The following is a 16,446-nucleotide window of genomic DNA, read 5'->3' as shown; positions in this document are numbered from 1 at the left end:
TCGACGTCGTCGTTGACATGTCGATTGTCTTCTCGGGCGGCGCGGGACTTGCCCGCGCGGACCACCCTTCGCCAAGTATCCGGACCTGTGGTCTTTGACCAATCGCCGAGTGTTGGTGAGCGCAGCCGGCAGCCGATGTCGGCGGCGGCCGTAAGAATCGGCACGCGGCCGGACACTACTTGGTATGGGAGAGGAACAGCCGGGTTCACCGGCACCGGGGGATGTCGTGCGGTTCACCGCACTGTGGGGCGACTATGTCGGGCGGGTGTCCGCGTATGCCTGCCGACACGTGGACCACCACACCGCACAGGAGGTGGTGTCCGAGACGTTCATGGTCGCGTGGCGACGGCTACCGGAGGTCCCTGAAAAGGCGCTGCCCTGGCTGCTAGGGGTCGCACGCAACATAGTGTCCAATCACCGCCGCGGTGACCGCCGACGCGACGCGTTGACCGAGAAGGTGGCCCGCATGGAACACGTCGCGATGTCGACGCCGGGCGCCGACATCGCCGTCACCGACCGAGCCGAAGTACTCGAGGCCCTGGCAACCCTGACCTCGACGGAGCGTGAGGCCCTGCTCCTGACCGCGTGGGACGGATTGAGCGCCACCGAGGCCGCCCACGTCATGGGCTGTTCCGTCCCGGCCATGCACGTGCGGCTGTTTCGCGCCCGACGACGTTTGCAGACCGGACCCGGCACCGAATCTGTCGCCCCGATCCCTCTGCGGGCCACCACCGAACCGAGGAGCATCCGATGACGAAGGACCTGTTGAAGACCCTCGAAGCCATGCGACCCGACACCGGAGCCGACCGACTGTGGCCGCAGCGTGTGCAGGCCGCCGAACAGGCCCGCATCATGGCGACCACCTCCGCGCCGACGGCTCCCGCGGTGCGGTCCAGGCGGGTCGGTGCGGTGGCTCTGACGGCGGCGCTGTTCGCGGTGGGCGCCCTCGGCGCGTGCGCGGCCGCCGCCACCGGGCTGATGCCGAAGGCGTTCACCGACCACTACTACTTCTGGAAAGAAGCGGCACCGGAGCCGGGGGCGACCGCGGTGGACCCGGCCACCGCCGAGCGGATCGCCTCCATCCCCGGACCGGACGGCACCGTATTCAGCGTTTTCGAGGCCCGCGGTGCCGGCAGCCAGCGGTGCGTGACCTCGGTGTTCGAGAGCGCCGCCGGGGCCGCGGACCCCGGACCGTCGGAGTTCACCGACCTCGGCAGCCGATGCAGGCACGACGGTGACGGCGCATTCGGCGACGGTGCCGGCACGATGGTCGCGTCATTCGGCGACGGTGCCGGCGGCGAGGTGCGTCCGAAGGAACTCGTCTACGACGCAGTAGCAGGAACTGCGGTGCGTGCCGAATTGCACACGAGCACCGGGCAAGTGCTGCCCACGATCCTCGCGGACGGCAGCTTCTTCGGCTGGTTCCCGATGCCGTCGCCCGGCAGCCCCCGCCCGGTCCTCACCGGATACGCGGCGGACGGGACCGTCGTCGGCAGCATCGAGATCGGACCGAACTTCTAGACCCGTACCGACGTGCGCCGCCATTAGCGATCGAGAACGATCTTCCGTCGTGAGGTCGAGGCGTTTCGCGTCGCCCCGAACTTCCCACCCAACCACCTGCGGTGGTCGATCCCAACTGGAGGCCACCACCGAAGCTACCCAGAGGATCACCGAGCCTGAAGACGGTCACGGACTACTGGTGTGACGCGCAGGCTGGCGCCCCCGCCTAGCGGACCGAAGCGTCCTCGACCGGCAAACGGGCTGGCCGGTAGGTACGGTGCGTGGGATTCACCAATCCATTGCAGCAGAGGGGAAGTTCTGTGATGTCAATGAAGAAGTCTCTCGGGGTGGTGGCTGCGGCCGCGATGCTGGCCATCGGGTTCGCTCCGGCGAACGCCGCATCGAGCGAGTCGGCGCCGGCCGCACCGGACACGAGTGCGGCCGCCATCGAGAAGGCGATGGCGAAGGCCAACGACCCGAACTCGGTTCTGCTGGAAAGGCTTTCGAATGAAGACCGCGAACTCTTGAAGTCGTCGAAAGTGAAGTCGGTGCTTATCGATGCGAACACTGGTGCGGTGCTCAGTGTTGGTGAGGGCGACTTCGTGCCTGAGGGAGCGGCGCCTGGATCGCTTGAAGCGAGGTCTGTGGTCCCGGGAGCGTGATGGGGACTGCCGCCGCGGCCAACTGAATGGCACAGATAGGTGAACCAGCCACGGCCAGGCACGGTTGTTCGCAGCCGCGGCCGGCACACCACAGCTTTGACCCAGGAAACGACTTGACCACCCGCGCCCGCCACGGAGACCGCGTCGTGCAGTCTGGCACGAGGGGCGAACGCTGCCAGATCAGGGTTGTTTTGATGAGTTTCGCCATGCTCGGTAATTTCCGCCGTTCCCGCGCCGTTACCTGGTGACGAGTGTCGGTGGAGGGGAATGGATGGGCACAGATGAGGCGCGATTCACTGAGTTATACAGGCAGTTGTATCGCCGGGTGTGGGCGTACGCCGCCAGGCGTGCGCCGGACCAGATTGCGCAGGAAGCGACCGACGAAGCATTCCTGATCGCGTGGAAGAAGCTGGACCAGCTTCCGACCGACCCCCTACCTTGGCTGTTGGTAGCCACCCGGCATGCGCTCTCCGAACATCGGCGGCGAGAAGACAAACAGCTCACGCTGATCGAATGGGCGGCTTCAGGGTCACTGTTGTCGCCACCGACCGCGCCCGGCGCCGATGATGCGGCGTTGGAACGTCTGAGTGTGCTCGCAGCACTTCAGACTCTGTCCGAGCAAGACCGCGAAACGTTGATGTTGACGGTATGGGACGGCCTGAGTTACCGGCAGTCCGCCGAAGCGGTTAGGTGCAGCACAACAGCGTTCGCCGTCCGTCACCACCGCGCACGCCGCCGCCTCTCTGCGGCGCTGGCAATTCAGGATTCTTCCGGCACACCTTCGATCCAGATGGAAAGGGATGCGACATGAGCGACAAACGATCAGCGATCGACAGAATGGAACGCCAGAATCCTGTTCCCCCAAGCTCGAATCTCGAGCCTCCGGTGGGTGGCGTGGAGCAGATACTCGCCCACAGCCGGGACCGATCGGAGTCGAATCATGATGCCCGACGGCTGTACCGCCCGATCCTGGCCGCGGCCAGCGTTGTCCTGGTTGTCGGGGCGATAGTAGGCGGAGTCCTGGTTGTCGGAGATCGGCCGGGAACAACCGCTCCGGGATCGCCGCCGGCTGCATCGTTCGCGCTTCCCCCCACCGACCCCGACCTGGCCGTGTTGCCCCCTCCGACCGCTCCGGAGAGGGCAACACCCACGGCGCCGTTGTTGCACTTCGTTGCCTACACCCAGCCGGTCTCAGCCAAGGACCTTCTACTTCATCTGGCCGACCAAGCACGTCAACAGCCACCTGCCAGAGGCACCGGACCCTACGAGTTCATACAGACTCGAACGTGGTTTCTGTCGAGCGATCAGACAACGGACGGAACCGTCCTCGGTTGGGGCACCGCGGTCATCGACCGCGAACAATGGGGTGCCGAAGATGGGTCGGGGCAGATCGTCGACACCGAGAACGGTGTAGCTCGATCCGCCAACATCGGTCCCGCCCGTTTGCCCGGTGATCAGATCGGCTCCGACGAATCCTCGGCCCAGGTGCTTCGAGAGCGACTTCTCCACGAGGGGGCCGGCCGAAGCGCGCCGCAGTGGTTCAACGCGTTCACCGACACCTGGACAACACGCATCGTTCCTCCGAACCTGCAAGCGGCCTTCCTCAGCATCCTTGCCGAGCAGCAGGACATCGCGGTACTCGGTGCGGTCACTGATCGCGTCGGCCGCCATGGCGTAGCCGTCAGCACCGAAACCCACGAACGTCGACTGGTCCTCGTCTTCGATGAGACGACCGGGGCATTGCTGGACTACGAGCAGATCGCACTGACTGCCACCACAGTGGACGTCCCGATCGCACTGCCCTCCACGGTGGGCTACACCGTCTGGCTCGACCACGGGTATGTCGACTCTGTGGGAAATCGTCCCTGACAATCCGCCCGGCGAACAGTTGCTCGACTCGACAACAAGATCATGTTTCCGCAGCAAATTTATTCTCATTCGTCTCGCTGCGCCAACCACGAGTGAGGAGGGCGCCCGCTCGCGCGTGCGATTACCGACGCCGCCGATTGACTTCCATGGTTTGTGATGCAAACCTAAACCGGGGTTTGCATCACAAACCGAAAGGAATCCGGGGATCGCCATGGACCGCTCAGCTGAGACGTCGCGTGAGGTATTAGCCGAGGTCAAGGCGGTTGGGCGTCGAACCAGAGCGGCTCGCCCGCACAACTGGGTGGCGCTGGCGGTCTTGGCGGTGGTCGTGGTCGCGGCGATGCCGCTCTACATACAGCGCCCCTTCGGCGCGCAGTGGTCGGGCTCCTCGCAGCTCAGCAGGCTCTCCGGGTTCGGGCAGCTGGAGCACCCCACCGCCGCTGCGGCCTATTGGCTGGTCGTACTACCGGTGGCGTATGCGGTGATCGCCGTCTACCTGGTCCGGCGCGGATCGTCTTCCGGAGTTCGGGTGCGGGCGTCATACGTCACCGTCTGCGGACTGGTCCTGTTCTTGGTGTTGGTGGCGGTAGTAGTGGTGGTGCCGCAGTTGCAGCTCCCATTGGGGAATCTGACGATCCGCGGGCTCACCCCGCTACTGGCGATCGCGGTGGGAGTCATGGTGTGGGGTGTACTCGGCCGGGATCTCACGATTCTCGGAATCGGCGCCCTCGCACTCGTCGTCAGCCTGGTGGCAAACCTGTACAACGTCGAGAACATGATCTTGGCACAGGGTGTCGACTTCGACTACCGGTACAACCTCCTGCTCAACCTGGCCTTGCCTGCCCTGGTTCTGTCGATCGGCGCAGTCGTTGTGGCCGTGCGGGATCGGGGCCCGCGATGACCCACCCCACCAACGACCTCGACGATGTTGTCCACCAACGAACCCGACTGGGTATTCTCGCCGTTCTCTCAGAAGCGGACTCGGTCGATTTCGTGTTCATTCGCCAGACCCTTGGACTGACTGCCGGCAATCTCTCTCGCCACCTCGCAGTCCTGTGCGATGCGCAGCTGATCGCGATCGACAAGAAGGAATCGTCAGGTAGGGCGCGGACGTGGGTGTCGATCACCAAACGTGGTCGGTCCGCATTCAAAGCTGAACTGGCGATCCTCAGGGGCCTTGTCGAGGCAGCGCAGCGGGGCACTACCGGAACTGCCTGACCCGACGTCGGCAGACCGATCGTGCGGAGGCCCTGGGGGGTTACGCCTCACCACCGGTTCGCGTCGCCACGACACATCTACTGTGACAGGCGCAGCCGTACCCGCCCTGAATCCGTCAACATGCCTTGGCGAGGCGCCTGTCGTCCTGCCCGACTCGACTGTGCACATGCCGTGCGCCCGATTGGATCGTCGCCGGTGTTGAGATGCAACTAGAGCGATTCAGGACCAGTGTCATTCATCGCTCGTACAGCTAGGTACCGGGCGAGCCCGACGGTGAGCACAAGTCCGACGATGACCAGTCCGGTAACCGCGACGAATACCGGGGTAGAGGTATTGAAGTCCCTCCACCAAGCGACAGCAACGCCTGCACCCGTACTGAGCGCGGCGCCGATTGGCAGGAGAGCAGCGAGCCAGCGCACGGTCGATGCAGCGCACGGGTCGCCGAAGTATCGAAGAGCGCCCCACACGCACAACAGCGCGCACAGAAAAGCCAGGGCAGCACCGGAGGCGTAGAAGGACAAGACGAAGCGCAAACGCCCCGGATCGAACGAGCCCGACCAGCCGCGGAAACTAGCAACGAGGACGAGTAGAACGGCGGCGAGGCCGACGACGATTCCTGCAAGGGCGGAGGGGACAACAAGCCCCAAACGCAGAGCGCGGCCGCACATTCCGCGCTCGTGCGCCCACGATCGGAGCATCTGGTCACTGTCTTCACCCAGGATCGAGGTCGGGCTGTGGCCATCTTGGTACGCGCCTCTGAGTTCGGTCTCGAGTTCGGTGAGCAGTAGCTGTCGATCGGTCCGGTGGACGCCGGCGCGTCGCCAGAGGCGGTTGGCCTGCCGGATGACGTCCGATCGTTCGGTGCTGTCGGCGCGCGCGGCGGTTGCGGAGGTCATGCGATTTCCGTTCTGTTGTCGGCCTGGGTCTCGGACTGTAAAAGGGAAGTGACACTGGAGGAGACGGCGAGCCACTCTGTGGTACCGCTGGCGAGCACATCGACACCGTCGTCACTGAGCGCGTAGTACTTTCGTGGCGGTCCGGACGCCGAGGGGCGCATCTTCGAGACGACGAGGCCGGCCTTCTCGAGTCGCGCCAGCAACGGATACGTGGAGCCGCCCGAGACAAGAAGATCCTGCTCGGCCAACCGCTCGGTGAGTTCGTATCCGTACACCGGCCGCTCTCGCAGCAATGCCAGCAGGCAGAGGTCCAAGACTCCTCGAAGTACCAGGCTTCGTCGTTCCACACTCATGTTGAGCACGGTAGCGGTAAGTATCTTGCTTAGCAAGGCTGCTGGGGTAGAGCTTGGCGATGGCGGTGTCGTGATCCGAGTCGATACCGAAGTGGTTGGCTTTCCGTTGCTTCGGGCGCTCTAGAAAGGTGTTACTCGACGGCGTGGCAACCGGCGTCAGGTGGGTCGTCCGGCTGCGGGGTCCCAGCCGCGGGCGCGGCGTCGGCGATCAGGGTGCATTCGGTGTCAGAGCTGATCCGGATGGAGGCCCGGCCCGAAGTCGCCGTGCCGGGCTAGTGCTCCTCGGGTGTTGTCGGTGTGAGGTCGGATTCGGTGGCGGGGGCTGCCGTGATGTCGAGGATGGGGCCGCGTAGCTCCGGGGGATTGCTCTTGGTGATCAGGTCTTCCCCGAGCATCCTGGCCCAGCGCTCCGTTTTGCTCGGGACGAAGAGGCGGACGCGGGTCCGGCCTTCCGGCCCCTCGGTGACGGAGGGCCGGAATCCGTCGTGCACGCCCTCCATGTAGTCGAGGTGGCCGGCGGTGACGCCGGTGTACGGGTAGGAGAGGTCAGCAGTGACCTTGTAGACGGGCGGCATGGGTCCCTCCGGGGATTCGTCGTGTTCGGGGTGATGAGCGTGTGCCCACTGAACTGGGGTGTTGGCATGTCCCGTGGGGGAAACGTCCAAGTTCCTGGCATTCGCAACTGCTACTGCGGGTCGACCGCGTGGACCACACCCCACCGGGACGGCGGCAGAACGATGAGGCGGACTTTGCCGATGATGTCGGAAAGCGGAATCGTTCCTTGCAGTTCGTCGTCCAGATGGAATCGTGAGTCCTTGGAGTTCGCACGGTTGTCGCCCATCACCCACACGTTTCCTTCCGGAACAGTGATGGGGCCGAAGAACTTTCCCTGGCATGCGCTGTTGTTGCCGGGCATTGCGCGGTCGATGTAGGGCTCGGTCAACGGTTTTCCGTCGACCATCACGGCCGAATCGTCGGGTAGGCACTGCACTGTCTGCCCGCCCACTGCGATCACGCGCTTGACCAGATCGTTCTCGTCGGGAGGGACCAGTCCGACTAAGGAGCCCAGGTTCTCCGCGCCGCGAAGAAGGACGTTGCTCGAGCGTGTCGATTGGTAGTCCTCGCTCCATGACGGCGGGCCTTTGAACACCACGACGTCACCGGACTCGGGATCACCGAACCGATAGGACACCTTGTCCACCACGATTCGGTCGCCCGTGCACCCGGTGCAGCCGTGCAGCGCTGGTTCCATCGACTCCGACGGAATCAGATACACCCTGGCGAGGAAAGTCTGGAGCAGAAAGCTCAGGACCAGTGCGACAACCAGGAGAATCGGTAGTTCCCGCAGGAAGGACCCTGCTTCTTCGGTGGGCGGTCCGGACCGGTCGAGGAGTTCGGGTCGGCCTGTGTGTCATCGAAATCCGAGATTCCCCCTCCGAGCGCCCCGTGTTCACGGTTCGACTCGGAATCATCGTTTCCTGTCATGGTCGGCCAGGCTATAGGAGATGTACTCGTCAGCCGTCCTGATCGGTCGCTTGCTCCCACTCGAAGTGGACGGTGTCACCTGCTGTCAGGGACAGGAATCCCGTGCCGGCGATGGCGTTGAAGAACACCCAGCACCCGCTCGATGAGTCGATGACTCCTCAGCCTTCCAGGTCGTTCCATCCTGCACCGTTCCTGTCGTGTTGCTCATGGATCCGAAGTTGTCATCTCGGCTCGCAGTCTGGCCATGGGGATCGACGTCCGGCCGGTCGTGGATGGTGCGTCGGCTCTGAGGTTCGATCCGGTCTGGGGTGGGGGAGGCCCGGCCCGATGGACCCGGGCCGGGCCTCCGATCGCGTTCGCGCGGTACCGCTCGGCCCTGCGCACCTCTCTGACCGAGGAGCGGCAGGTCTACTTCAGCTCATGCGGCAGGGTGTGAGCAACGCAGAGGCCTGCCGGATCGTCGGCATCAACCGCCGGACAGGTAAACGGTGGCGCAACGGGCGCGCGCCGTCAGGCAGGGCCAACGGGGCGCCACCGGTGACTGCGGTGGCGCCTCCACCCGGTCCTTCCCGCTACCTGTGTGAAGCCGACCGCATCCATATCGCGGATCGGTTGCGGGAGAAGGCCACTATCCGAGACATCGCGGCCGAGCTGGGGCGCAGCCCGTCGACGATCAGTCGGGAGATCCGCCGCAACAGGCATCCGATCAGCGGCCAGTACCGGCCGCACGCAGCCCAGGCCCGCGCTGATGCCCGCCGGCCCCGTCCCAAGATCGGCCGAACCCCCGAGCTGCGGAAGTTCATTCAAACCCATTTGGACCAGCGGTGGAGTCCGGGGCAGATCTGCCAAGCTCTCCAGGCAGCCTTCCCCCCGGCAACCGGAGATGCACGTGGTCCACGAGACGATCTACCAGGCCTTGTATGTCCAGGGGTGCGGCGAGCTACGCCGCGAACTGGACCAGGTTCTGCGTACTGGAGGCGCTCGCCGCAAACCTCGCCGCAAACCTCGCCGCCAGGCTCAGCAGCGTCAGCCTCGTTTCGCCACCCCGATGGTGATGATCAGCGACCGCCCCGCCGAGGTCGACGACCGGGCCGTGCCCGGCCATTGGGAAAGCGATTTGATCATCGGTAAGGACGGCGCGTCGGCCATCGGCACGCTGGCCGAACGGGCCACCCGCTACGTGATGCTGGTGCATCTTCCCCCACGGACGCAGCGCCGATCTCATGCGGGATGCCTTGGTGGAGAACGTCACAACTCTGCCCCGCATCTGACTCGGTCGCTGACCTGGGATCAGGGCAGCGAGATGGGCGCCCACCACTCGTTCACGATCGCCACCGACATCCCCGTCTACTTCTGTGATCCCGCCAGCCCCTGGCAGCGAGGATCGAACGAGAACACAAACGGCCTACTGCGGCAATACTTCCCGAAAGGGCACTGACCTGTCCGTCCACGGTCGAGAACACCTCGATACTATCGCCGCCGAACTCAACGACCGCCCCCGCAAAACGCTCGGCTGGGACACACCGGCTGAGCGCCTGCGCAGACTGCTCGTCGTGTGATTCAACCGACCCGGGTTGCGCCGACCGCTGGAATCCACCAGCCGGTTCGTGGGCGGCATGGCGGCGGGTTCCTTTCGGTCGAGGGGCCTCTCTCGACGAGTGGTCGATTTCCGAGACCCCCCAGCGTCCGTCGAGTGCCCGGCATGCGAATAGTCCTCCGAGGGGTGGTGATAGCCACCCTTCTTAACCAGTCGGAGCCGTGCGACGCCGCCAGCGAGCTGCCACGCCAGCTACAGGGGGGAAGTAAGCCACCTGATAGTATGGCGGCTAATGAATACTTGGGTGGGCGTGAAGGAAGAGCTGTTGCTGTCTCGGATCGGCGCGGACGAGTTGGCGCGGCTGGTGATGACGCTGCTGACGACGGCGCGTCGGATCGATGCGGCGTGCGCCGAGCTCCTCGCCGGCCATGATCTGTCGGAGGGGCGACTGGCCGCGCTGCTGGCGGTCGGCGCGGAGCCGGGGATCACCCCTGGCTTGCTCGCTGATCGTCTTGATGTCACACGGGCAACGGTCACCGGACTGCTCGACGGCCTTGAACGCCGAGGGCTGGTCGCGAGGGACGGAAAGGCGGGTGATCGGCGCTCGCTCGCGCTCCATGTCACCGCACCGGGCGAACAGCTCGTCGCCACCCTCACCCCGATCTATGCGGACTGGTTACGTCAGCTCGGCGGAGGGATCAGCGCCGAGAATCGTGAGGTTGCGGCCCGCACGATGATCGCGATCCAACGCAACCTCCGCAGCGGTGACGAAGGATGAACGGGCGCGGGGCGCGACGGCGCGCCGGTATCGACGCTGACCACCTGACTGCGCTGAGCCAGGGGCGGGTGGCATCGCGCACGCTCGCCGAGGCCTTGGCCGTCGATCATGTAACCCTGCTCCACAGCGTCATCCCCGACGCGGACGTTGAGCTGCGTGCCGCCGTCGCAGAGGCGCAGTCGTTGGGCATCCTCAAACGGATGCAGCGCATCGGTGCCGCGCTCGGCCACTACTTGGACGTCGAAGGCTGGGTAGTGCTCGCCACACACCAGTCGGACACGGTCCGCTGCTGGGTGTGCTTCATGATCGCCGGCACAACCGGTCCCGACGTCGAGGGTCTCTTGGCGGCGGTACGTCCGTTGGCCGACGACCCTCATTTCGCGGTACGCGAGTGGGCGTGGATGGCCGTGCGCCCGGCGCTGGCCGCCGAATTGAACACGAGCATTCAGCTCCTCTCCGGATGGGCCGGCGACGGGTCCGAGCGCATACGACGGTTCGCGAGCGAAGCGCTACGGCCTCGCGGGGTTTGGGCTACGCACATCCCCGAGCTGAAAGAAGATCCCGGCCGGGGCCTGCCCATCCTCGAGCGGCTCCGCGCCGACCCCTCCCGGTACGTGCAGGACTCGGTAGCGAACTGGATCAACGACGCCGCGAAGACCAACCCGGACTGGGCCCGGGCTCTCTGCGAGCAATGGCTCCACGCCGGAACGGGGGCCGCCACTGAACGCATCGCCACTCGAGCACTCCGATCCATCTAGATCCATACAAACGATTCAGAAAGGACGCTCATGTCCGTTATCGAGATCATCGAGTTCACCACCCACCCGAACGTCGAACGCCGGGACCTCGAGCACGCGCTGGAGGCGCTCGATCACGAGCTGCGCGCTATCGGCGGATTCCAGTCGCGCGACCTATACCGCGCGGCAGATGTCGATGACGGATGGATTCTCGACTACCGGTGGGACACGCTCACCACCGCGCAGACCTCGATGGGTATGGTCGCCGGCACAGATGCGTTCACCCATCTGATGACCCTCATCAACAAGCCCGAGACGATGAGAATGACCTACGGCACTCCCGAATAGATCACCGCCACAGCTTTCACAGATCAGATCAACTGAACCCGGGGCAGTCCCGGCAGTCGGTCCATCCGGTCCGCGTCGGCTGTTGTGTCACGTCGAGGCGGACCGCCGATCAGGTACGACGCGGCGAATCGGCGGCGGTGAGCTCGAACTGGGTCGCCGGGTGCGGCACACCGTTGACCTGCATCTGAAGGTAGTGCGTTCCTGGGTAGTAGCGCCTCGTCGTGATCGGCGCGAAGTTGTGGCGCCGGACGATCGACCACTCGGCTCCGGCCTCGAGGGTGCGCGACGAGAGTTTGAACACTTTCGCCACATGGGATCCGTTGGCCCGAAGGAGATGTACGGAATAGTCCACGAGGTACGCCGCCGGTCCGGGCCCTGTGTTCGTGATGGTGCAGCCGAACTCGAGGCTGTCGCCGATGGCCACGAACTCTGTGCGCACCACGGGTCCTGCGACGTGTACCGGTGTGTCGGCGGAGTACCCCAACAGCCCCAGAGCTCCTGGGTGCCCCTTCTTGACGAGCGTGCGCAGTCCGTGGCGGAGGACCCACGCGGTGGACGCGTCGGGAACGTGTGCCCATCGAGTGGCGACAGCGACGGCCAGGTCCGGGTGATCGTGGCTGATGTCGTTGAGGTGGTTGGCCACCGATCGCCGCACGTACTCGGAGTCGTCGCGATACAGGGCGTCGAGGATCGGCAGCGTCGGCCGGGGATCGGCGGTCAGGCCGGGAACCCGAACAGCCCACGGCAACCGGGGTCGAGTGGACTCGCTCGCGAGCCGTCGCACATGGGCATCTGGATGGCGGGTCCAGGATTCGACCACGGAGAGTGTGCGATCCTGGGCGACCCGCAGGAAGGGGCGAACGGCCGTCTCCGCGGTCAGTCGCGGCGTCAGGTCAGCCAGGAGCCCGAGTGCGGGTTCGACGAACTCGATGCCTCGCACAGCGACCGCCTCGGTAACCGGGAAGATCATCCAACCTTCGAATTCCTCGCCGTCGAGCGCCGTACGCAGTAGCGCAGCGAAAGAGCCGAAGTCCGCGGGTAGGTCGGCAAGAAGAGCGTCACGGATTGACTCGACACGCTCCGAGAATCGTCGACCGGACAGTTCGGTGCCGCACCCGCGCAGCCGCGGAACAGGACCCGCGTGCGCTCGTGTCAGACAGTCGGCCAGCTGCTCGACCGTCCGCGCGTTCAACAATTCGTCCGCTGTAGGCACGGCACCGAACTCCCCTCTTTCGTCTCCTGGACCTATGCGGTGTGCAGAACGGTCGCGTGCCGCATCTCGTGGACGTCACCGATCTCGCGGAAGAACTCCTGTGCGCGACCCTCCTCGGGCATCTCCCGCGCCGCGCGCTCGGCAGCTTCCGGCGAGGCCCAGATCAGAAAGTCCATCAGCGATCCGTCGTCGAATCGGGCGAGGTGGGCACCCAGGAAGTCGCTGCCGTAGCGCTCCTCGAGAACTGTCACCATCCGTCCGCGAGCCGCTACCAGGGCATCCGGGTCGGCGGCCTCGAATCGCACGTACTCGATTGTGTTGCTCACGCTCATCCTCCAAGCAGATTGTCACGGTTTTAGTGTCTCAAGACCGTGACAAAGTATCACGGTTTTGTAGAGCTGAATCCGTTAGGATTGGACGGGTGATTCGTGACGTGGATGAGATGCCGTGGATCGGGGAAGGTTGCGCGCTCGACCTGGCGAACACCGTGATCGTGGGGGCGAGCCGCGGCGAGGACCTCGACTTCTTCACCGATCCCGCGCTGACTGCCCGGTGGCGGCAGCAGGTGTCGGATGATCGACTGGCCCGAATGCCACTGGACCGACTGGTCGAGCTCCGCGCTGTCGTGCGAGAGGCTCTCGATGCTGCGCACAAATCGGAGCCGTTGTCGCCCCACCTGCGCGCACGGATCAATGGGCTAGCCGCCGATGCGCCGTTGGTGCTCGAGCTCGACGAGGCCGGCCTCCTCCGGCAAGTCGGACGTGGGGGCCCGGTCGACGCGGAAGTCGCGAGAGAGACGTTGCAGCTCATAGCCGCGCCCGATACGTTCACCATCCGCCGTTGCCCCGCACCCAGTTGCGGCATGTTCTTCGTTCCGCGCAGAAGGAACCAGGGCTGGTGCACCGAGCGATGCGGGTCCCGTGCCCGATCAACCCGTCGACATCACAGAGGCGGGCGTGCGTCCAATGTGACCTAGGTGTAGTTCCCAGGGACGTTGTGCGATGGGCGACTTGCCGTCGATCCCGGTGTGGGGTCGGCGGTGATTAGAGTGATGCACTCACTGTCGATAGGTCGCTGTGCGAGCAGCTTCGGAGGTGTAGGCGTCGCCGTAGGCCCATTCCGCGGCGAGGGTGCGGTTGAACCGTTCGACCTTGCCGTTGGTCTGCGGCCGGTACCGGCTGGTGCGCTTGTGGACGACTGGACCGAGCGCGACGGCGAAGTCCTTTGACCGGTAGCAGGATCTGTTGTCGGTGAGGACACGTTTGACGGTGATCTGGTGGGCGGCGGGCAGAAAGTGCTGGCGCGGTTCCCACCCGTTCGGGTGTGGGGGCTTTATGCGGGTTGAGCTGGGGTGATGGCATGCCCGGGTGGGGGCCGGCGTGTGGGGGTGGGCGTGGTGCTCGAGCTCGGTGGGGTGTGTGGTCCTGGGGTGGTTCGGGGCCGTCTGAGGTGGTTTTGAATTATGTTGTGGCACAACAATGGCCGGCCGCGGGGATTGACGCGGCCGGCCGGGAGGTCAAGCTGCGGGCGCAGACTGGGCTGCTTCGACCTTGCCTCGGACGAGGAGCGCTGCGACGAAACCGAACACGACGAGCACGATCGTGATCAGTGCCGCGATCGCACTGCCGCTGTTGGAGGTGCCGACGGTGGTGTCCACGCCACCCGAGGACAGGAACGTCGTCGGATCGGTGAGGGCGTGAAGAACGATCGCAGCCCAGATGGTGCCGGTCACGCGCATCGTGAGGTACATGCACATGCCGAAGGCGAAGGTGTAGATCACGGTGGCACCGACGGTGGTCAGTTCCATCCCGGAGATGAGGTTCACCGAGTGCATTAGCGCGAACATCAACGACGAGATCGCCGCGACGAACTTCTCGCTGTGGCGGGCGTCCCGCAGGATCTGGACCACCAGTCCTCGGGTGGCGAGCTCCTCGGCAATGCCGACGCAGCCTCCCAACACGAACATTGCCGCGATCTGGCCGCCGGTCCACGAACTCCAGTCCGTCCCCGTCAGGTGTGCGATGATCGCGGCCACAACCAGCACGGGGCCGATCCACATCCAGCCGCGTCCGCGAATGGGTTGGGGCCCGAAGATCTTCCCGAGCAGGCCGAGCCGGACAGTGACGATCAACAGCGCGATGGCGCCGATCGCGATCGGCAAGGCCATAGCGAACAGGATGCTGGGCGCCGAACTCAGGACGTTGTCCGTGTCGATCTCGCCGGCGAAGATCGTCGTGATCAGCCACCCAACCAACAGGTAGAACACGAGGTAGGCCACGATCAGCCCGATTGCCATCCACGCACTGGGGCGTCGCCAGCCGACTGCTTCAACACGCTGTTGCGTCACTGGCTGATCGTAGACACCGCGGCCACGGCGCGCCGACCGCGCCGCACCTCACACCTGGCTAGGAGCCCGCGCTGAATTCGATACCGTGCAGGTGCTTCGCGGTGGGCGATTTGGCGATGGAGTCGGGATCGGGTTCGGTGCCGAGCAGGCGGTCGGCGGTACCCGACGTGGTGACCGTGAACCAGTAGTGCTCGTTGCGGTAGTGGTGGTTGCGGTGGTGGCGCCATGTCGATTTGTACAGCGCTGTTTTCGGCCGGTAGTCGGTGTGGATGAGGAAGTGCGTCCACTCGTAGATCATTCCGAGTGCCGTGATGACGGTGAGGAACGTCAGCCCGAGCTCGATCCGGGACGCGACGAACACCGTGACCGCGAGCAGCAGCGGCACCAGCCACACGAACACCGGCGCGGGAATGAAGTCCAGCGGGACGTCGCGCGGATCGGTGTGGTGGGCCCGATGCTTGCGGGCGAGCAGCGGATCGACCGTGAGTCCGACGACACGACGTGGACGCCAGTGCAGTACGAAGACGTGGATGATCCACTCCAGCAACGGGAACAGCGCGAGCATCACCGCGGGTACGAGGGCGTCCGCCCAACTCCAGGCGCCGACGATCAGGCGGGCGGTGAGCGCACCGACAAACAGGACGCCGATGATCCACGGGCTCGGGTGGCGGACGAACTCACGGAAGGCGCCCCCGAGGGCGACGTTTCGCCCGAAGGCCGGCGAGTTCGTGCGGGTTGTGGTCACGAGTTCTCCTCGAAGTTGTCGCCGGCAAAGCCGAGAGCGCCAGCGATCAGCGCGGTGGCGGGTTCGAGCAGAGCGTGCGCGGCCGCGAAGGCCACGTCCGGTTCACGGCGACGGATCGCGTCGACGATGGCCCGGTAACGGTCGACCTCGTTCACCTCGGCCGCCATCACCACCGCGAGGGCGTCGAGCATCGGTTCGTACGACATGCGCAGTGTGTTGAACATCAGCCGGAAGGTGATCGAATCCGCGCCGTCGACCACCAGATCCCAGAAGTCCAGCGCCAGCCGCTGACGTCGCACCGGATCGGCGTCGGCCTCGAGCTCGTCGAGGACGGCGCCCAGCGAGGTCGCGAGATTGTCGCCGGCGCGTGTGGCCGCCAGCTCCGCGACCTTGGGGCCGTTCCACAACCGGGCCTCGAGGATGCTGCGCGCGACGGCGAGGTCGATCTCGCCGCCGCGGACCAGGAGCCGGGGGAGCAGATCCAGCCCGGCCCGTCGGCGCAGATCGGTGACGACGGTGGCCCCGCCCTGCCGGACGTCGACCAGTCCCATCGCGGCGATCCGGCTCACCGCCTCGCGGACCGCGGGACGCGAGACACCGAGCGCCTCCGCCATCCGCCGCTCGCTGAGCAGTTCCTCCCCGGGCGCCAACCGGCCGCCGACGACGCCGTCCAGCAACTGCTCGAAGACGTCGTCGGGGATCGACCGACGACGCACCGGGGTGAGATCCATGTCACAGACGCTAGGCGTCGGACATCA

At 65.4% G+C, this 16,446-nt stretch carries 19 protein-coding genes and 3 pseudogenes; 12 read left to right on the top strand and 10 right to left on the bottom strand.

All coding sequences use genetic code 11. From position 1 onward, the window contains the following. Window positions 1-184 precede the first annotated feature (184 nt). From J2X34_RS05355 to J2X34_RS05330, 6 genes are all read left to right on the top strand, one after another. The gene (locus J2X34_RS05355) at window positions 185-754 is read left to right on the top strand and encodes an RNA polymerase sigma factor (protein ID WP_429516316.1); all 570 of its coding nucleotides are present in this window, start codon (window positions 185-187) and stop codon (window positions 752-754) included. After that, the gene (locus J2X34_RS05350; RefSeq protein ID WP_429516315.1) at window positions 751-1,521 is read left to right on the top strand and encodes a hypothetical protein; all 771 of its coding nucleotides are present in this window, start codon (window positions 751-753) and stop codon (window positions 1,519-1,521) included. Before J2X34_RS05355 ends, J2X34_RS05350 begins: the two co-directional genes overlap by 4 nt. 308 nt (window positions 1,522-1,829) lie before the next feature. Beyond that, window positions 1,830-2,162, top strand: coding sequence for a hypothetical protein (locus J2X34_RS05345; protein WP_174910195.1), 333 nt, complete (start codon window positions 1,830-1,832; stop codon window positions 2,160-2,162). Window positions 2,163-2,433: 271 nt separating this feature from the next. Beyond that, complete coding sequence (locus tag J2X34_RS05340) at window positions 2,434-2,973, top strand: RNA polymerase sigma factor (RefSeq protein WP_429516314.1); 540 nt, start codon at window positions 2,434-2,436, stop codon at window positions 2,971-2,973. Between the two features lie 1,269 nt (window positions 2,974-4,242). Beyond that, window positions 4,243-4,932 carry a hypothetical protein gene (locus tag J2X34_RS05335; protein ID WP_147283548.1) on the top strand — a complete coding sequence of 230 codons (690 nt, stop codon included), beginning with the start codon at window positions 4,243-4,245 and terminating at the stop codon, window positions 4,930-4,932. Continuing rightward, window positions 4,929-5,249: a winged helix-turn-helix domain-containing protein gene (locus J2X34_RS05330; RefSeq protein ID WP_174910200.1), complete on the top strand. Its 321-nt coding sequence runs from the start codon at window positions 4,929-4,931 to the stop codon at window positions 5,247-5,249. Before J2X34_RS05335 ends, J2X34_RS05330 begins: the two co-directional genes overlap by 4 nt. Window positions 5,250-5,458: 209 nt before the next feature. On the opposite strand, the gene J2X34_RS05325 is transcribed toward J2X34_RS05330, so the two are convergent. The 4 genes and pseudogenes from J2X34_RS05325 to lepB form a co-directional block, all read right to left on the bottom strand. Then, a complete protein-coding gene (locus J2X34_RS05325; RefSeq protein ID WP_174910201.1) occupies window positions 5,459-6,145 on the bottom strand; it encodes a hypothetical protein in 687 nt (228 codons plus the stop codon). Beyond that, on the bottom strand, window positions 6,142-6,459 hold the full coding sequence (locus tag J2X34_RS05320) for a PadR family transcriptional regulator (RefSeq protein WP_220181939.1): 318 nt from the start codon (window positions 6,457-6,459) through the stop codon (window positions 6,142-6,144). Before J2X34_RS05320 ends, J2X34_RS05325 begins: the two co-directional genes overlap by 4 nt. A gap of 311 nt (window positions 6,460-6,770) precedes the next feature. Beyond that, the gene (locus J2X34_RS05315; protein ID WP_429516313.1) at window positions 6,771-7,073 is read right to left on the bottom strand and encodes a hypothetical protein; all 303 of its coding nucleotides are present in this window, start codon (window positions 7,071-7,073) and stop codon (window positions 6,771-6,773) included. A gap of 110 nt (window positions 7,074-7,183) precedes the next feature. After that, window positions 7,184-7,870: pseudogene (gene lepB / locus J2X34_RS05310) on the bottom strand (signal peptidase I); the annotation flags it as partial. Window positions 7,871-8,094: 224 nt separating this feature from the next. On the opposite strand from lepB, the pseudogene J2X34_RS05305 reads away from it, so the two are divergent. From J2X34_RS05305 to J2X34_RS05285, 5 genes and pseudogenes are all read left to right on the top strand, one after another. After that, a pseudogene (locus J2X34_RS05305) lies at window positions 8,095-8,625 on the top strand (helix-turn-helix domain-containing protein); the annotation flags it as partial. Between the two features lie 247 nt (window positions 8,626-8,872). Beyond that, a complete protein-coding gene (locus J2X34_RS05300) occupies window positions 8,873-9,421 on the top strand; it encodes an IS30 family transposase (protein ID WP_429516312.1) in 549 nt (182 codons plus the stop codon). A 391-nt stretch (window positions 9,422-9,812) separates the two neighbouring features. Continuing rightward, window positions 9,813-10,298 (top strand): MarR family winged helix-turn-helix transcriptional regulator, encoded by a 486-nt coding sequence (locus tag J2X34_RS05295; protein ID WP_114722327.1) that lies wholly within the window; start codon window positions 9,813-9,815, stop codon window positions 10,296-10,298. After that, window positions 10,295-11,056: a HEAT repeat domain-containing protein gene (locus J2X34_RS05290; RefSeq protein ID WP_114722328.1), complete on the top strand. Its 762-nt coding sequence runs from the start codon at window positions 10,295-10,297 to the stop codon at window positions 11,054-11,056. The genes J2X34_RS05295 and J2X34_RS05290 overlap by 4 nt, the downstream gene beginning before the upstream one ends. 30 nt (window positions 11,057-11,086) lie before the next feature. Beyond that, window positions 11,087-11,383: a hypothetical protein gene (locus J2X34_RS05285; protein ID WP_114722329.1), complete on the top strand. Its 297-nt coding sequence runs from the start codon at window positions 11,087-11,089 to the stop codon at window positions 11,381-11,383. Window positions 11,384-11,492: 109 nt separating this feature from the next. Here the strand turns inward: J2X34_RS05285 and J2X34_RS05280 are convergent, their stop codons facing one another. Further along, complete coding sequence (locus J2X34_RS05280; RefSeq protein WP_429516311.1) at window positions 11,493-12,596, bottom strand: DNA alkylation repair protein; 1,104 nt, start codon at window positions 12,594-12,596, stop codon at window positions 11,493-11,495. Window positions 12,597-12,628: 32 nt separating this feature from the next. After that, on the bottom strand, window positions 12,629-12,922 hold the full coding sequence (locus tag J2X34_RS05275) for a hypothetical protein (protein WP_114722451.1): 294 nt from the start codon (window positions 12,920-12,922) through the stop codon (window positions 12,629-12,631). Between the two features lie 116 nt (window positions 12,923-13,038). Between J2X34_RS05275 and J2X34_RS05270 the strand changes: the two genes are divergently transcribed. Continuing rightward, window positions 13,039-13,572 (top strand): ABATE domain-containing protein, encoded by a 534-nt coding sequence (locus J2X34_RS05270; RefSeq protein WP_429516427.1) that lies wholly within the window; start codon window positions 13,039-13,041, stop codon window positions 13,570-13,572. Here the strand turns inward: J2X34_RS05270 and J2X34_RS05265 are convergent. The 4 genes and pseudogenes from J2X34_RS05265 to J2X34_RS05250 all read right to left on the bottom strand — a co-directional run. Continuing rightward, a pseudogene (locus tag J2X34_RS05265) lies at window positions 13,525-13,875 on the bottom strand (integrase core domain-containing protein); the annotation flags it as partial. The gene J2X34_RS05270 and the pseudogene J2X34_RS05265 overlap by 48 nt on opposite strands. Before the next feature lie 237 nt (window positions 13,876-14,112). Beyond that, a complete protein-coding gene (locus tag J2X34_RS05260) occupies window positions 14,113-14,943 on the bottom strand; it encodes a CPBP family intramembrane glutamic endopeptidase (protein WP_429516310.1) in 831 nt (276 codons plus the stop codon). Window positions 14,944-15,001: 58 nt separating this feature from the next. Next, window positions 15,002-15,688 (bottom strand): sterol desaturase family protein, encoded by a 687-nt coding sequence (locus J2X34_RS05255; RefSeq protein WP_429516309.1) that lies wholly within the window; start codon window positions 15,686-15,688, stop codon window positions 15,002-15,004. Beyond that, a complete protein-coding gene (locus J2X34_RS05250) occupies window positions 15,685-16,419 on the bottom strand; it encodes a FadR/GntR family transcriptional regulator (protein ID WP_429516308.1) in 735 nt (244 codons plus the stop codon). Before J2X34_RS05250 ends, J2X34_RS05255 begins: the two co-directional genes overlap by 4 nt. Between the last annotated feature and the right edge of the window lie 27 nt (window positions 16,420-16,446).

This window comes from Rhodococcus sp. BE178, from assembly GCF_050433545.1.
Taxonomy (GTDB): Bacteria; Actinomycetota; Actinomycetes; order Mycobacteriales; family Mycobacteriaceae; genus Prescottella.
The sequence above is the reverse complement of the archived record's forward strand: the minus strand, read 5'-3'. Positions and strand labels throughout refer to the sequence as shown.

Excerpts from the sequence above, each read along its gene's own strand:
- J2X34_RS05355 (WP_429516316.1), top strand. The coding sequence starts at position 185 with ATGGGAGAGGAACAGCCGGGTTCACCGGCACCGGGGGATGTCGTGCGG.
- J2X34_RS05350 (WP_429516315.1), top strand. The coding sequence starts at position 751 with ATGACGAAGGACCTGTTGAAGACCCTCGAAGCCATGCGACCCGACACC.
- J2X34_RS05345 (WP_174910195.1), top strand. The coding sequence starts at position 1,830 with ATGAAGAAGTCTCTCGGGGTGGTGGCTGCGGCCGCGATGCTGGCCATC.
- J2X34_RS05340 (WP_429516314.1), top strand. The coding sequence starts at position 2,434 with ATGGGCACAGATGAGGCGCGATTCACTGAGTTATACAGGCAGTTGTAT.
- J2X34_RS05335 (WP_147283548.1), top strand. The coding sequence starts at position 4,243 with ATGGACCGCTCAGCTGAGACGTCGCGTGAGGTATTAGCCGAGGTCAAG.
- J2X34_RS05330 (WP_174910200.1), top strand. The coding sequence starts at position 4,929 with ATGACCCACCCCACCAACGACCTCGACGATGTTGTCCACCAACGAACC.
- J2X34_RS05325 (WP_174910201.1), bottom strand. The coding sequence starts at position 6,145 with ATGACCTCCGCAACCGCCGCGCGCGCCGACAGCACCGAACGATCGGAC.
- J2X34_RS05315 (WP_429516313.1), bottom strand. The coding sequence starts at position 7,073 with ATGCCGCCCGTCTACAAGGTCACTGCTGACCTCTCCTACCCGTACACC.
- J2X34_RS05295 (WP_114722327.1), top strand. The coding sequence starts at position 9,813 with ATGAATACTTGGGTGGGCGTGAAGGAAGAGCTGTTGCTGTCTCGGATC.
- J2X34_RS05290 (WP_114722328.1), top strand. The coding sequence starts at position 10,295 with ATGAACGGGCGCGGGGCGCGACGGCGCGCCGGTATCGACGCTGACCAC.
- J2X34_RS05285 (WP_114722329.1), top strand. The coding sequence starts at position 11,087 with ATGTCCGTTATCGAGATCATCGAGTTCACCACCCACCCGAACGTCGAA.
- J2X34_RS05270 (WP_429516427.1), top strand. The coding sequence starts at position 13,039 with ATGCCGTGGATCGGGGAAGGTTGCGCGCTCGACCTGGCGAACACCGTG.
- J2X34_RS05250 (WP_429516308.1), bottom strand. The coding sequence starts at position 16,419 with ATGGATCTCACCCCGGTGCGTCGTCGGTCGATCCCCGACGACGTCTTC.